Source organism: Kluyvera sp. Awk 3 (assembly GCF_028069715.1).
Taxonomy (GTDB): domain Bacteria; phylum Pseudomonadota; class Gammaproteobacteria; order Enterobacterales; family Enterobacteriaceae; genus Kluyvera; species Kluyvera georgiana_A.
In genome coordinates this window covers 1-14069 of the sequence record NZ_JANEWH010000043.1, presented here as the reverse complement: position 1 = coordinate 14069, position 14069 = coordinate 1, and the positions used below count along the sequence as shown (strand labels likewise).

Annotated in this window: 14 protein-coding genes; 10 read left to right on the top strand and 4 right to left on the bottom strand. The window is 52.4% G+C overall.

Annotated features, from left to right (window positions below; translation table 11 throughout):
- The first annotated feature begins 70 nt into the window (after positions 1 to 70).
- The 8 genes from sad (at position 71) to NNN71_RS11055 (ending at position 7798) form a co-directional block, all read left to right on the top strand.
- On the top strand, positions 71 to 1456 hold the full coding sequence (gene sad / locus NNN71_RS11090) for a succinate-semialdehyde dehydrogenase (RefSeq protein WP_271458509.1): 1386 nt from the start codon (positions 71 to 73) through the stop codon (positions 1454 to 1456).
- Between the two features lie 71 nt (positions 1457 to 1527).
- Positions 1528 to 2454, top strand: coding sequence for a glutaminase B (glsB, locus tag NNN71_RS11085; protein ID WP_271458500.1), 927 nt, complete (start codon positions 1528 to 1530; stop codon positions 2452 to 2454).
- On the top strand, positions 2454 to 2819 hold the full coding sequence (locus NNN71_RS11080) for a DUF4186 domain-containing protein (protein ID WP_163446395.1): 366 nt from the start codon (positions 2454 to 2456) through the stop codon (positions 2817 to 2819). Before glsB ends, NNN71_RS11080 begins: the two co-directional genes overlap by 1 nt.
- Positions 2820 to 2984: 165 nt before the next feature.
- Positions 2985 to 3977 carry a sensor domain-containing diguanylate cyclase gene (locus tag NNN71_RS11075; RefSeq protein WP_249023250.1) on the top strand — a complete coding sequence of 331 codons (993 nt, stop codon included), beginning with the start codon at positions 2985 to 2987 and terminating at the stop codon, positions 3975 to 3977.
- An 88-nt stretch (positions 3978 to 4065) separates the two neighbouring features.
- Positions 4066 to 4593: a GNAT family N-acetyltransferase gene (locus tag NNN71_RS11070; protein ID WP_167575800.1), complete on the top strand. Its 528-nt coding sequence runs from the start codon at positions 4066 to 4068 to the stop codon at positions 4591 to 4593.
- A 114-nt stretch (positions 4594 to 4707) separates the two neighbouring features.
- Entirely contained in the window at positions 4708 to 6159 is a 1452-nt protein-coding gene (locus NNN71_RS11065) for a tagaturonate reductase (RefSeq protein ID WP_271458499.1), read from the top strand.
- 273 nt (positions 6160 to 6432) lie between these two features.
- Positions 6433 to 7347, top strand: a complete 915-nt coding sequence (locus NNN71_RS11060; RefSeq protein ID WP_163446391.1) for a bestrophin family protein — start codon at positions 6433 to 6435, stop codon at positions 7345 to 7347.
- A 10-nt stretch (positions 7348 to 7357) separates the two neighbouring features.
- Positions 7358 to 7798: a GNAT family N-acetyltransferase gene (locus NNN71_RS11055; protein ID WP_167575803.1), complete on the top strand. Its 441-nt coding sequence runs from the start codon at positions 7358 to 7360 to the stop codon at positions 7796 to 7798.
- A 332-nt stretch (positions 7799 to 8130) separates the two neighbouring features.
- On the opposite strand, the gene NNN71_RS11050 is transcribed toward NNN71_RS11055, so the two are convergent.
- Complete coding sequence (locus tag NNN71_RS11050; protein WP_167575804.1) at positions 8131 to 9078, bottom strand: GlxA family transcriptional regulator; 948 nt, start codon at positions 9076 to 9078, stop codon at positions 8131 to 8133.
- 15 nt (positions 9079 to 9093) lie between these two features.
- Positions 9094 to 9870: an MBL fold metallo-hydrolase gene (locus NNN71_RS11045; protein ID WP_271458498.1), complete on the bottom strand. Its 777-nt coding sequence runs from the start codon at positions 9868 to 9870 to the stop codon at positions 9094 to 9096.
- Positions 9871 to 10139: 269 nt separating this feature from the next.
- Between NNN71_RS11045 and NNN71_RS11040 the strand changes: the two genes are divergently transcribed.
- The gene (locus NNN71_RS11040; protein ID WP_163446387.1) at positions 10140 to 10490 is read left to right on the top strand and encodes a PerC family transcriptional regulator; all 351 of its coding nucleotides are present in this window, start codon (positions 10140 to 10142) and stop codon (positions 10488 to 10490) included.
- Here NNN71_RS11040 and NNN71_RS11035 read toward each other — a convergent pair.
- Positions 10487 to 11224 carry a helix-turn-helix transcriptional regulator gene (locus NNN71_RS11035; protein WP_223802647.1) on the bottom strand — a complete coding sequence of 246 codons (738 nt, stop codon included), beginning with the start codon at positions 11222 to 11224 and terminating at the stop codon, positions 10487 to 10489. The genes NNN71_RS11040 and NNN71_RS11035 overlap by 4 nt on opposite strands.
- A gap of 175 nt (positions 11225 to 11399) precedes the next feature.
- Here NNN71_RS11035 and cfa point away from each other — a divergent pair, with 175 nt between their 5' ends.
- Positions 11400 to 12554 (top strand): cyclopropane fatty acyl phospholipid synthase, encoded by a 1155-nt coding sequence (cfa, locus tag NNN71_RS11030; RefSeq protein ID WP_167575807.1) that lies wholly within the window; start codon positions 11400 to 11402, stop codon positions 12552 to 12554.
- A 49-nt stretch (positions 12555 to 12603) separates the two neighbouring features.
- Here the strand turns inward: cfa and NNN71_RS11025 are convergent, their stop codons facing one another.
- Entirely contained in the window at positions 12604 to 13815 is a 1212-nt protein-coding gene (locus tag NNN71_RS11025) for an amino acid permease (RefSeq protein ID WP_167575808.1), read from the bottom strand.
- Between the last annotated feature and the right edge of the window lie 254 nt (positions 13816 to 14069).

The following is a 14069-nucleotide window of genomic DNA, read 5'->3' as shown; positions in this document are numbered from 1 at the left end:
TTATTCAGTTTTCATAAACGGAAGAATAGGTGAGGATGTCACCATGACGCAATCAATCAGAGAGAAAAAGATGACTTCACCTGCAACCCATGCCGTCTCCGTTAACCCGGCCAACGGCGAAACACTCTCCGCGCTGCCGTGGGCGTCCTCTACTGACGTGGATCTGGCGATTAGCCTGGCCGATAACGCTTTCCGTCAGTGGCGCAAAACGTCCATTGCGCAGCGTGCCGATGCCCTGCGCGCCATTGGCCGCGTTCTGCGCGAGCGGGCTGAAGAGATGGCGCACTGCATCACCCGCGAAATGGGTAAACCCATTAATCAGGCGCGCGGTGAAGTGGCAAAATCTGCCCATCTGTGCGATTGGTATGCCGAACATGGCCCGGCGATGCTGGCAACCGAAGCAACCCAGGTGGAAAACCATCAGGCGGTTATCGAGTACCGTCCGTTGGGGCCGGTGCTGGCGGTGATGCCATGGAACTTCCCGCTGTGGCAGGTTCTGCGCGGCGCGGTGCCGATTATGCTGGCGGGGAACAGTTATCTACTGAAACACGCGCCGAACGTCATGGGCTGTGCGGCGCTGATTGGTGATATCGTTGCGCAAGCGGGCGTTCCGGCAGGCGTCTTTAATTGGGTGAATGCGACGAATGACGGTGTTTCCCAAATCATTAACGATCCGCGGATTGCCGCTGTCACTGTTACCGGCAGCGTGCGTGCGGGTAAGGCGATTGGTGCGCAGGCGGGTGCCGCGCTGAAAAAGTGCGTACTGGAACTGGGCGGTTCCGATCCGTTCATCGTACTGAACGATGCGGACATCGATACAGCGGTGCAAGCGGCGGTGATTGGCCGCTATCAGAATACCGGACAGGTCTGTGCGGCGGCTAAGCGTTTTATCCTGGAAGCGAGCATTGCCGAGCAGTTCACCGACAAGTTTGTTGCTGCCGTCGCGGCGCTGAAAATGGGCGACCCGCGGGATGAAGCAAATTATCTCGGCCCAATGGCCCGTTTCGATCTGCGTGATGAGCTGCATGGTCAGGTGATGGCGACGATTAACGAAGGGGCGACCCTCTTGTTGGGCGGCGAGCTGCCCAACAGTGAAGGCAACTATTATCCGGCCACCGTGCTGGCTAATGTGGCGCCGACGATGACCGCCTTCCGTCAGGAGATGTTTGGCCCGGTGGCCGCGATCACCGTCGCACGCGATGCCGATCACGCGCTGGCGCTGGCGAACGACAGTGAGTTTGGTCTGTCGGCAACGGTCTTTACCGAGGACCCGATACAGGCGCAGCGTTTTGCCGACGAGCTGGAGTGCGGGGGCGTGTTTATCAACGGCTACAGTGCCAGCGATGCGCGCGTGGCCTTCGGCGGCGTGAAAAAGAGCGGCTTTGGTCGTGAGTTGTCGCATTTTGGCCTGCGCGAATTCTGTAACGTTCAAACGGTATGGAAAGATCGTCGATAAGCGAAACGACGTAGCCCTTACGCTCTGCTATACTCCCTGGCCGAAAATAGCCTGTGGGCAAGGAGTGGTAAGTGGCTACGGTTATCAATAATGCCATGCTGGCGTCGATCCTCGACGACGTCAGGCCGCTGATTGGGCAGGGGAAAGTGGCGGACTATATTCCGGCATTGGCCTGCGTAAGCGGCAAAAAACTGGGGATCGCGATCAGTACCGTCGATGGGCAGCACTTTAGCGCTGGCGACGCCAACGAGCGATTCTCCATTCAATCAATTTCCAAAGTCCTCAGTCTGGTCGTGGCGATGAATCACTATCAGGCCGAGGAGATCTGGTCGCGGGTGGGTAAAGATCCTTCCGGGCAGCCGTTTAACTCTCTTTTACAGCTGGAAATTGAACAGGGTATTCCACGTAACCCGTTTATTAACGCTGGCGCGCTGGTGGTCTGCGATATGCTGCAAGGGCGACTCAGCGCACCGCGCCAGCGGATGCTGGAGATCGTACGTAAGCTGAGCGGCGTGTCGAACATTGGTTATGACGCGCAGGTCGCGCGCTCGGAGTTTGAACATTCGGCGCGGAATGCGGCGATCGCCTGGCTAATGAAATCCTTTGGTAACTTCCATCACGACGTGGCGACCGTGCTGCAAAATTACTTCCATTACTGTGCGCTTGAGATGAACTGCGTAGAGCTGGCGAGGACTTTTCTGTTTCTTGCCAACCAGGGGCAGGCGCTGCATCTCGACACGCCGGTGATCACCCCCATGCAGACGCGGCAGGTTAATGCATTGATGGCGACCAGCGGCATGTACCAGAACGCTGGCGAATTCGCCTGGCGAGTAGGGCTGCCAGCGAAATCTGGCGTGGGCGGCGGCGTGGTTGCTATCGTACCGCACGAAATGGCGATAGCTGTCTGGAGCCCGGAACTGGATGACGCGGGTAACTCCCTGGCCGGCGTGGCAGCCCTGGAGGCGCTGACGCAGCAGATAGGACGTTCAGTTTACTGATGGATACTCTCGACAGTTTGTTTGCGCGGCTGCAGCGTTCAACGTTCCGCAGCCGCTTCCGCCTTGGCGCAAAAGAGCGGCAGTACTGTATTGATAAAGGTCCGGAGATTATCGATAGCCATGCGGCCGATTTTATCGCCGGGCGTCTGGCGCCCGCACAGCCGAAGAACGACGGTAAACAGACACCGATGCGTGGTCACCCGGTGTTTATTGCTCAGCACGCCACCGCTACCTGCTGTCGCGGCTGCCTGGAAAAATGGCACCATATCCCGCAGGGGCAGGCGCTGAGTGCGGATCAACAGCGCTATATTGTGGGTGTTATTCACCACTGGCTGGTCATCCAGATGAACCGTAACGAACGCTAACACGCTTAAGTTTATTCTGAAAAGCTATCTATTTTGATAGCTTGTTTCGACATGCCGCCCTCAATATGATACGGCTGGCATCGCATCGGAATAAATTGTGTTATGAAGAGTTTTGACAAACTTATTGCGAACAATGGGGGAGCGGGAACCCGGTTTGTCAGACGGATGTTTCTGATGCGGATGCTCGGCACCTTCCTCTGTTTTCTGCCTATTTTCTCCGTTCTTGCCGAACTTCATCGACCTGAATACCTGAAGATCTTACTGGCGTTGAACGCCTTTGTCTGGCCCACCGTAGCTTATCTGCGTGCCATGCTCGCGCCAATACCCCGTGAGGTTGAACAACAGAACCTGTTATGGGATGCCGGAGTGGGTGGCTTCTGGATAGCGATGATGGCGATGAATCCGCTGCCATCAGTCGCGATTGCCACGATCCTGCTGACTGACAGGCTCTCTGCGGGGGGACAAATGTTGATGCGTAAAGCCGCGCTGGCCATGCTGGCGGGATTTGCGATCAGCTGGGTAGTGATCGGTATGCCATTTTATGGCGCGGTAAGTCAACGCACGATGCTGGCGACGCTGCCACTGATTTCCTTATATGTTCTGGCACTGAGTCTGCTTACCGATAGCATTGCCGTCAAGCTGCGGCTGAAGAGCCAGGAACTGGAACGTATTGCGATGCTCGACCCGCTGCTGGATATCGCCAATCGTCGTCTGCTGGAGCAGCGTATTTCATGGGAATTGATTCGATTGCAACGGGACTGCGGCCATTCGCTGCTGATGTTTATCGACGTCGACAATTTCAAAGAGATTAACGATCGCTACGGCCATAAGGTGGGCGACGTGATGCTCAAAACCGTGTCGCAAATTTTGCAGATGGCGACCCGGCCAACGGATACTCCCGCACGTCTGGGCGGCGATGAATTTGTTATCCTGCTCCCGGATACCACGCTTGAAGAAGGGCGCTCAATCGCCCAGCGAATTATGGACGCTACCGCGGTGGTGACGGAGCGTCCGGATCATCGCCAGACGCTCACGCTAAGCATTGGGATTGCCGACGCGCTGCCGGAGATGCTGGAAGTCTCTGACTGGCTACAGGCGGCGGACAGCGCGCTGTATGAGGCAAAACGTCGCGGTAAGAACCAGATTTTTGCGCATTAGCGCATCATAAGAAACTGCGATGATAAGACCTATTGTGTTATCAAGAAGTTAACGTAATAGTGATAACCTCATTTTCCAGGAGGCCATCATGAACGCATCATTTACGCTGCATACCTTTTCTGAAGCGGAGATTCTCTCCCATCTTGAGCCGCTGTCTGACGTCCTGACCAACTGCGTCAACGGCGGCGCATCGGTTAGCTTTATGCTGCCTTTTCATCACGATACCGCGCTGGCATTCTGGCGGCGAACTGCCGCCAGCGTTGGGCGCGACGAACGCGTGGTTCTCGTGGCCAAAGATGTCGACCAGACGATTGTCGGTACCGTTCAGCTGATTATCGATCAGCCAGAAAACCAACCGCATCGTGCCGACGTGGCAAAACTGTTAGTACACGAACGCGCCCGTCGCGGCGGCATTGCGCGAGCGTTGATGCAGCGCCTGGAAGCGGTTGCGGTTGATGCGGGGAAAAACGTGCTGGTGCTGGATACTGCCACTGGCAGCGGGGCGGAAAACTTCTATCAGCGCTGCGGATGGCAGAAAGTGGGCGAAGTGCCGCGCTATGCCCTTATGCCAGACGGTACGCTGACGGCGACCTCGATTTTTTACAAATTTTTATAGACTCACTATTTATTCTCGCAGTTTTGATCAAAACAGGGTTTCATAAGCGGAAAATCTGATAAGTTATTAGACCAATTGAGCAGGCTGTATGACTAATCCAGAAAGGAACCCATTGTGAAAACACTTAACCGCCATGATTTCCCCGGTGCCCAATACCCTGAACGTATTATCCAGTTTGGCGAAGGAAACTTCCTGCGCGCGTTTGTTGACTGGCAGATTGACCTGCTGAACGAAAAAACCGACCTGAATTCAGGCGTGGTTATCGTTCGTCCGATCGCCAGCGACTTCCCGCCTTCACTGAGTACTCAGGATGGCCTGTACACCACGATTATTCGCGGTCTGAATGAGAAGGGTGAAGCGGTGAGCGATGCACGTCTGATCCGTTCCGTAAACCGTGAAATCAGCGCCTATAGCGATTACGAAGAATTCCTCAAGCTGGCTCATAATCCGGACATGCGTTTTGTGTTTTCTAACACCACCGAAGCGGGTATTAGCTATCACGCAGGCGATAAGTTTGACGACGCACCGGCGGTTAGCTACCCGGCAAAACTGACGCGTCTGCTGTTCGAGCGCTTCAGCCACTTCAACGGTGCGGCGGATAAAGGTTGGGTGATCATTCCTTGCGAACTGATTGATTATAACGGTGAAGCTCTGCACGAGCTGGTGGTTCGTTACGCGCAGGAGTGGGCGCTGCCGGCAGAATTCATGACCTGGCTGAATGAGTCTAACGCCTTCTGCTCAACCCTCGTTGACCGTATCGTGACCGGTTATCCGCGTGATGAAGCCGCTCAACTGGAAGCGGAACTGGGTTATAAAGACGGTTTCCTCGATACCGCTGAGCACTTCTACCTGTTCGTGATTCAGGGGCCAAAATCGCTGGCCAGCGAACTGCGTCTGGATAAACTGGCGCTGAACGTGCTGATTGTTGACGACATCAAGCCGTATAAAGAACGTAAAGTTGCGATTCTGAACGGTGCGCACACCGCGCTGGTGCCGGTAGCTTTCCAGGCAGGTATTGATACCGTGGGTGAAGCGATGAACGATGCGGAAATCTGCGCATTCGTTGAGAAAGCGATTCACCAGGAAATCATCCCGGTGCTGGACCTGCCGAAAGACGAGCTGGAGTCGTTTGCGAGTGCAGTAACTGGTCGTTTCCGTAACCCGTATATCAAGCACCAACTGCTGTCTATTGCGCTGAACGGTATGACGAAATTCCGTACCCGTATTCTGCCGCAGCTGCTGGCAGGGCAGAAGGCGAGCGGTAAATTGCCTGCGCGTCTGACTTTTGCGTTGGCAGCTCTGATTGCCTTCTATCGCGCAGAACGTAACGGTGAAGCTTATCCGGTGCAGGATGATGCGCACTGGATTGAACGTTACCAGCAGCTGTGGGCGCAACATCGCGACCAACAGATTAGCACCACCGATCTGGTCAGCGCGGTACTGTCTGTCAGCGAGCACTGGGAACAAGATCTTACACAAGTTTCTGGATTGGTCGAACAAGTCGCAGCTGACCTCGATGCTATTCTGACTCAGGGCATGCGTAAAGCGGTACAGCCGCTATGCTAATCACGGCCTGATCGCAGCTTTAAACCCGGCACTGGCCGGGTTTTTTGTTTGTTGTGTGACCAAACGCAAAGAGGGCGATGCATCGTTGCCAGTCTGTTTTATTAGTTACAACATACATTTTTTATTCGCTTATTATCCTCATGAAACATCGAGCAAAAGGGTCTGTCAGTAAGAAGGAGCGCCGCAAAGCATATCATTACCGCCTGATCATCGCTTGAATACATGATGAAGATCACGTTTAATACACAACTTATTAACCTGATTGATATAAAAATGATCGTTCGTCCACACCAGCACTGGCTGGCTCGCATTTTCGTTTGGCACGGCTCGGTACTGCCAAAAATTTTCTCGCGTTTACTGCTCAACTTTCTGTTGTCGATTGTGGTGATCCTCATTTTGCCGTGGTATTCGTCGCTTGGCGTGAAATTGACCGTCGCGCCGTTCAGTATTCTCGGCGTGGCCATTGCAATCTTTCTGGGTTTTCGCAATAACGCCTGCTATTCACGCTACGTCGAGGCGAGGCAACTATGGGGCCAACTGATGATCGCCTCACGCTCTTTGCTTCGCGAGGTCAAAAATACGCTGCATGACGATCCGCATGTCAGTGAATTTGTAGGTTTGCAGATTGCCTTTGCCCATTGTCTTCGTCTGACTCTACGCCGTCAGCCGACACGTGCCGTGCTGGCAAAGTATCTTAGCGAGCCGCATCTTAACCAGGTGCTGGCCGCACAGTCTCCGGCGAACCGAATTCTGTTGATCATGGGTGAGTGGCTGGCGGAACGTCGTCGGGCGGGTGAGTTGTCGGATATTCTGTTCCACAGTCTGAATATCCGTCTTAACGATATGTCTATCGTGCTGGCGGGCTGCGAGCGTATTGCCAACACGCCCGTACCCTTCGCCTATTCGTTGATTCTTCACCGTACGGTGTATCTGTTCTGCATCATGCTGCCGTTTGCTCTGGTGGTTGATTTGCACTATATGACGCCGTTTGTCTCGGTGCTGATTTCGTATACCTTTATCTCGCTGGATACGTTAGCAGAAGAGCTTGAAGAACCCTTCGGTATGGAAAATAATGACTTACCGCTGGATGCCATCTGCAATGCCATCGAGATCGACCTGCTGCAAATGAACGATGCCACAGAGATACCTGCGCGCCTTACCGTCGATAAGTACTATCAGCTCAGCTAAGAGGTGACACGTGAACGTTGTGAACCGTCCCATTCAGGCAGAAGATAAAGCTCAGTGGTTAGCGCTGTGGAAAGGATATAACGACTTTTATGGCAGCAGCCTTGCCGATGAGATCACCGAGCATACCTGGCAGCGGATACTGAGCCCTGAATCGCCAATTTTTGGCCGGGTTGCCGTGGTGGATGGACGTGTGGCGGCATTCGCGCTCTGTGTTCTGCACGAAGGAACCTGGGTAAGTTCACCCATCTGCTATCTGGAAGACTTGTTCGTTGAGCCGGCGTACCGCGGCCAGGGAATTGCACGCCAGCTGATGCATTTCGTGCTAAATGAGGCCAAAGAGCAGGGGTGGTCACGTTTCTACTGGCATACTCGTATTCATAATCCTGCCCGTAAGCTTTATGATGAATTCATCGCTGCGGATGATTATGTACGATATTGTGTTAGGCTTTAAACCGAATACACAGAATAAATCATTAAGGTTTTCCATGTTTAATGGTTGCAGTGACATAAGGAGAATCAAAATGGAAAGGCGTATCGAGACTGCCGTTAACATCATTCTGTTCATTTCACTGTTTGCGACTGCCTGGGACCTGTCGCTGGTTCGTTCCTTTAGCTGGTAAGCTAAAGCGAGTAAAGCGAGTAAAGCGAGTAGAGCGAAACCGTCCTTCCGGGCGCGATACCTGTTGCGCCCTTGTACAATGTATGAACATGCCAATAATCAACGGCTTTTAGGCTATTTACCCACAAGGTTGTGCACCGTTTCTGTGGATAACATCGGGCGCTTCATCCCTGAAACGTCTTACGCCACTCGCCGGGACTGACGCCCATTTTTTCACGAAAGGTCTGACGAAACGTGATAGATGACTGAAAGCCCGCACGTTCCGCAACCTGCTCAATGGACAGCTGGCTGCTCTCCAGCAGTCGTTGGCTTCGCCGCAGTCGCTCTGTCGTCACCCATTCCCCAATCGACATCCCCATGGCCTTCTGGAAATGGCGGGTCAAGGAGCGACGACTCATTGCCGCGCGTTCGGCCAGCAGATCAATACTGAGCGGTGTCTCGAGATTCTGCTGTAAGAAATCCAGCAGATTATTGATGCGTTTGTCGTAGCTCCGTTGCGGCAGCGCTTGCTCAATGTACTGCGTCTGGCCGCCTTCCCGATGGGGCGGCGTGACCATCCGTCGGGCTATCTGGTTGGCTACTTTTGTGCCAAAACGCTGACGGATAACGTACAGACAGCAGTCCAGCGCCGCGGCGGTACCGGCGGAGGTGATAAGACCGTCATCGTCCGTATAAAGCACGTTGACGTCGAGCCTCACGTCGGGAAATAAGCGCAGAAACGCGTTTTCAAACTCCCAGTGGGTCACGGCGCGATGATGGTCCAGTAACCCCGCATAAGCCAATGCGAAGGTGCCGAGGCACAGACCGACCAGCGTAGCGCCATTTTGACGCGCGGCGACCAGTGCAGCGAGCAGCGCGGGTGAGGGTTTTTCATCCACATCCCGCCAGAAGGGAACAATGACAATCTCGCATTGCGCAAGGGTAGAAAAATCAGCATCAGCGATGACCGCCGTGCCCTCCTTAGACCAGACCATGCCAGGCGTTTCTGCGCAAATATAGCGTGTGAAACGCTTTTCGCTGCTGACGCTATCGCCAAACAGAATCAGCGGAACCGAAAAATGAAATGTGCTGAAGCCTTCGCTGGCGACGATAGCAACCGAGGTGGTGGTCATAGCGTTTTTCTCTTGTTAATAGGTGACAGTGTCACCATCGGCCGGGGCACTGACGAAGGCTTCAATCTGATTATCGCGCGCATAGTCCAGTAAGGCGCTGCGCGTAACAAGACAGTGATTGAGTGCCTCCATATGGGTGGCGACGATCTGCGCTTGCGGTAACAGGCTGTGGGCTTTGAGGACATCTTCCATTCCAAAGATGATGGGGCCAAAACCCAGCAGGTGTGCCCAACCGGTATTCATGATAAGCACATCGGGCTGATACTGGCGCAGGTTCTCTTCGATACCTTTGGTCCAGATTGAATCTCCGAGCAGATAGAGCGTTTTTTCATCAGGATGCTGGAATACCACACCGCAGGCTTCCCCCAAACGCTGAGCCAGCTCAGGAATCGCATAGGCGGCGTCAGAACCATGTTGACCGTGGGTTTTGGTCAACATGATATCGCCATAGCGGCTGGTGTCGGAAAGCTGGCGTAATTGGGTAAACCCCTGAGCGCGGAGCATGGCCTCGTCGCTGGCATTCTGTACATAAATCAGCATAGATTTCGGAATCAAAGCCGCCGCAGCGTCGTCCCAATGGTCGGGATGGGTATGTGTCACGATGATGGCGTCCACATCCAGCAGGCGCTCGATGGGGACTGGCAATTCAACCATCGGGTTACGAAGGTGAGCGCGTGCGCTGCCTGCAAAGCCAGGATAGGCGCCTTTTGCCGCCAGCATTGGGTCAATAAGGAAACGTTTACCCGCATAAGCGATCAACTGAGTCGCATTGCGTATTTGCATGATGTCCATCGTCAAAATCCTGTGTTGGGGTCACTGAAGACAGTATGCGGCAGCGGCAAAATCTCGCCATTGGCTGAAAGCCAGTTTTCGATGAAATTGGGCCAATTTTCTACTGTCTGGTACCGCAACGATGCCATTCAGGCATGGAAAGTATGAAAAATCAGTATGTAAAAAGAGCAGGTTGTCCGTAGACAGTACGGGGAATTTGTATTTATCATACAAATGAAGTCAGCCATAGCGCATACGCGTACTGTTCATTCATTACTGGGTCTTTGATTATGTCCGCAGAAGTTAATGCACTCATTGTGCTCGCCCAACTTAACGAAACGAAAGGTTTTTACCGCCGTGCTCTACGTATCTGGCGGGAAGTCTCTACACATTTTGACGCTGATAAAACCCAGTGCCGACTGGCAGCGGAAAAAATAGATCTCTGCAGTTTACATTTGCAAATAAAATCACCTGCTGTAGCGCTCACAGGAAACGAAAAGAAGCAAAATATTGAGCGCGATAAAATTAGAATTCAGCAGTTGCTACAGCAAGGATATAGCATTAAAGAAGTCCAGCTGCTCACCGGAAGATCGAGCGCGTTTATCTATAAATATAATCCCAGAAGCAAACCTATCCATTAATAACTGGAAGGAGGAACGCCCAAAGCCTGGCGGAAAGCATAACTAAATGCAGCCGTGCTCGAATAACCCACCTCTAACGCTACGGCGGTGACATTTTTGTTTTTCTTCAGCAGCATGACCGACTCCAGAATACGCATTTTCTGTTTCCACGCGCTAAAAGGTAGACCGGTCTCTTTTTTAAAATGACGGGAAAAAGTACGGGCCGACATGCCCAGATGATCGGCCCAATATTCCATTGAATGTTCCAGTCCTGGTGATTCCTGAATCGTTCTGCATACCTTTATCAGAGCATCATCATGCGGCCACGGTAACATCAACTCCACCTCCGGAAGCTGCAAAAGAACATCCAGCAGCACGCTCACCAGTTGACCCTCTTTACCGGAAATGTCATAGCGTTCTGGCGTGTTTGTGGTGGCATAATGAATGAATTCGCGAGCAAAATCGCTGATTGCCACCATTTTACACTCGTTGATCGGCTCGGGTAAAAATGCCGGTTCAACATCCACGCTCTCCAGGTACACATCATCCAGCGCCCATACCGCATGCGTGATGTTGTGTGGGATCCAGATTCCATAATGCGCCGGTATCACCCAACATTTTCCCGCCACGTCGATGCGCATACTACCGGTACGGGCAAAATGGAATTGGGTGAAGACATGGCTGTGGTCGGCAACATGATTATTGGCTTCAAGCACATATGAGCGAAAATAAACCGACTGCGGCAGCTCTTTCATCGAATCATCCTGCGATGAAAACCACTTCTTAGGCTGTATGCTGGAAAAAGGGGGGCGCTTGTCGACCATAATGGCGTCTACTCGATAAATAATGTCCTGACATCATAATACATACCATCGTGTTATCAATGATAATCTCACGCAGAATAAAATGACTTGATGACGGATTAGGATTATGGCGACGGTTTGCTCTGACGTAATAAATGTTGAAGAATTGAATGATAATTGGTCGCGAATGGCTAAAGAACTGCTTCAGCAGGCGGATATTAAGATTAACGGTTCGCGCCCCTGGGATATTCAGGTTCATCATGCTGATTTTTTTAAGCGTGTTTTTCAGCAAGGTTCTCTCGGTTTTGGCGAAAGTTATATGGATGGTTGGTGGGATTGCGACCGACTGGATGTGTTGTTCTATAAAATTCTCAAAGGCAAACTGGATAAACAGATGCCGGGAAACCTGAAAGATATTCTGCGCATTGCCGGTGCACGATTATTTAATCTCCAGACGCGTCGACGTTCCTGGATTGTTGGCAAAGAACACTACGATATTGGCAACGATCTCTTCGCCCGCATGCTTGATCCCCACATGCAATACTCCTGCGCTTACTGGCGAGAAGCGGAGACGCTTGAGCAGGCGCAAAATGCCAAGCTGAAGATGATTTGTGAAAAATTACAGCTCAAGCCAGGTATGCGTCTGCTGGATATTGGCTGCGGCTGGGGAGGGCTGGCAGCCTACGCCGCGCAACACTATGGCGTTAGCGTTGATGGCGTGACCATCTCGCAAGAGCAGCAGAAAATGGCCCAGCAGCGCGGTGAAGGTTTAGACGTCACGATTCTGCTTCAGGATTATCGCGACCTGGATAGAACGTACGATCGCATTGTGTCTGTGGGGATGTTCGAGCACGTCGGGCCGAAAAACTATGACACCTACTTTAGCGTAGTTGACCGCTGCCTGAAGAAAGAGGGGCTGTTTTTGTTGCATACCATTGGCAGCAATGAAAGTGGTGTAAACGTCGACCCATGGATCAACAAGTACATTTTCCCGAACGGCTGTCTGCCTTCGATTCGTCAGATCGCCAGCGTGAGCGAAAAAAGGCTGATCATGGAGGACTGGCACAACTTTGGCAGTGATTACGACAAAACTTTGATGGCATGGCATCAACGTTTTAACGACGCCTGGCCCGAACTGGCCCTACGTTATACGCCGCGTTTCCGTCGGATGTTTAACTACTACCTGTGTGCCTGTGCCGGCGCATTTCGCGCCCGCGATATTGAACTCTGGCAGGTGCTGTTTAGCCGGGGAAAGGAAGGCGGGATGTACGTTTATCGTTAATGCGTGAGGGTGGCATAGGCCACTATGCCACCCTTGAGTCAGCTTGTTTTCAGAACATCCCGTATAGCAGCGCGGATACTGTCAGAATGCCGCTGATCATCACCATGATTGAGACCACACCGCGCATCGGTTTCAGCGCAGCTCGGGTGAAGATTAACCAGGTTGGAATAATGAACAGGAAAATGGCAATTAACGGGCCACAAAGTGTTTCGATCATATTAATGACATCCGGGTTAATATAAACCACCACCGATGTGACGATAAACATTAAGACCGAAATCATTAATTTAATCTGCTTAATATGGCTGGTCCGTTTAATACCCAACAGGTCCGTTGCCAAGACGTTAAATGTCTCGGCCACCGGCATTGAAATACCTAAAAATGATTTGGTCATTCCCAGAATCGCAATCAGCGGTGCCAGATAGATCATCACATTCATACCGTCATTACCGCCGATAACCGACAGCACGTTGAGGTTTTGCGCTTTGGCCATTTCAAAGGTTTCGCGCGGGGTGCTCAAAATGCAGCTCAGTACGAAGAAAATAATGCTGAAGAATATCAGACCATAGGCGCGACGAATCACGCGAACGGATTGGGTTTCCCCACCGTTGCCCGGTTCGCGATACCAGGAGGCCAACGCGGGAATCAGCGGCGCGGAGCAGAGTGAAAAGGCGATCAGCGGCAGCGTCAGCCACAAATCTTTCAGTGAATTGCCTACCGAGGTGGCGTGAGTCAACTGCCAGGCGTGGGTGATGTTGCTGATATCCCATGCCGGGATTTGCGAAGCGGCCACCACAATGATGGCGATGGCGAACGGTAACGCCAGTGCGCTCATGGTACTGACGACTTTATCGCGGCCTTTACTCAGCACGAGATGCAAAATCGCGAGCACGACCAGCGTCAGAGAGGCGCGGTTGAAGCCGGCGAAATGCAGACGTTCGTTAAGGAAATGGCTGAGGGCATTAATAAGCGAAACGGCGTACACCAACGTCACAGGATAGTGTGCAACGCAGAAAAACAGCTTCATTGCCTGGCGGCCTTTGGCGCCGAAGAAAGAGCCGAAGAGCGGCAGTGTGCGGTCGTTTTGCGTTTGCCCGGCATTATCGCGCATAAAAACGCGGCAAATCAGCACGTGCGGCACTAACGATAGCGGGAAACCGAGTAGAAGCAGGAGAATAAAGACGAGCGGACCGCGCGTGCCGATTTCTACCGGCAGGAAAAGCGTGCCTGCTCCGACGGTAGCGCCATACACACCCATCATCCAGATGGTGTCCTTTTTCGTCCATTGAGGACGAGATATTACGGTGTCTTTAGTCATAGTACTCATATATATCGAGAATAACGCGAACGTTAATGGGCGAATTATTGGGTATCCAAACGGGAAAGAAATGTAGAGGGATGAGGTCGTTTTTATTATTTATTCATTGTGCTTGTTTTCGATACTACGGGTACCGCCGCAGCGGCTGCAAGCTTTTTTTCTTATTATTGGTGAGATAAAAAGATATTACTGATTAT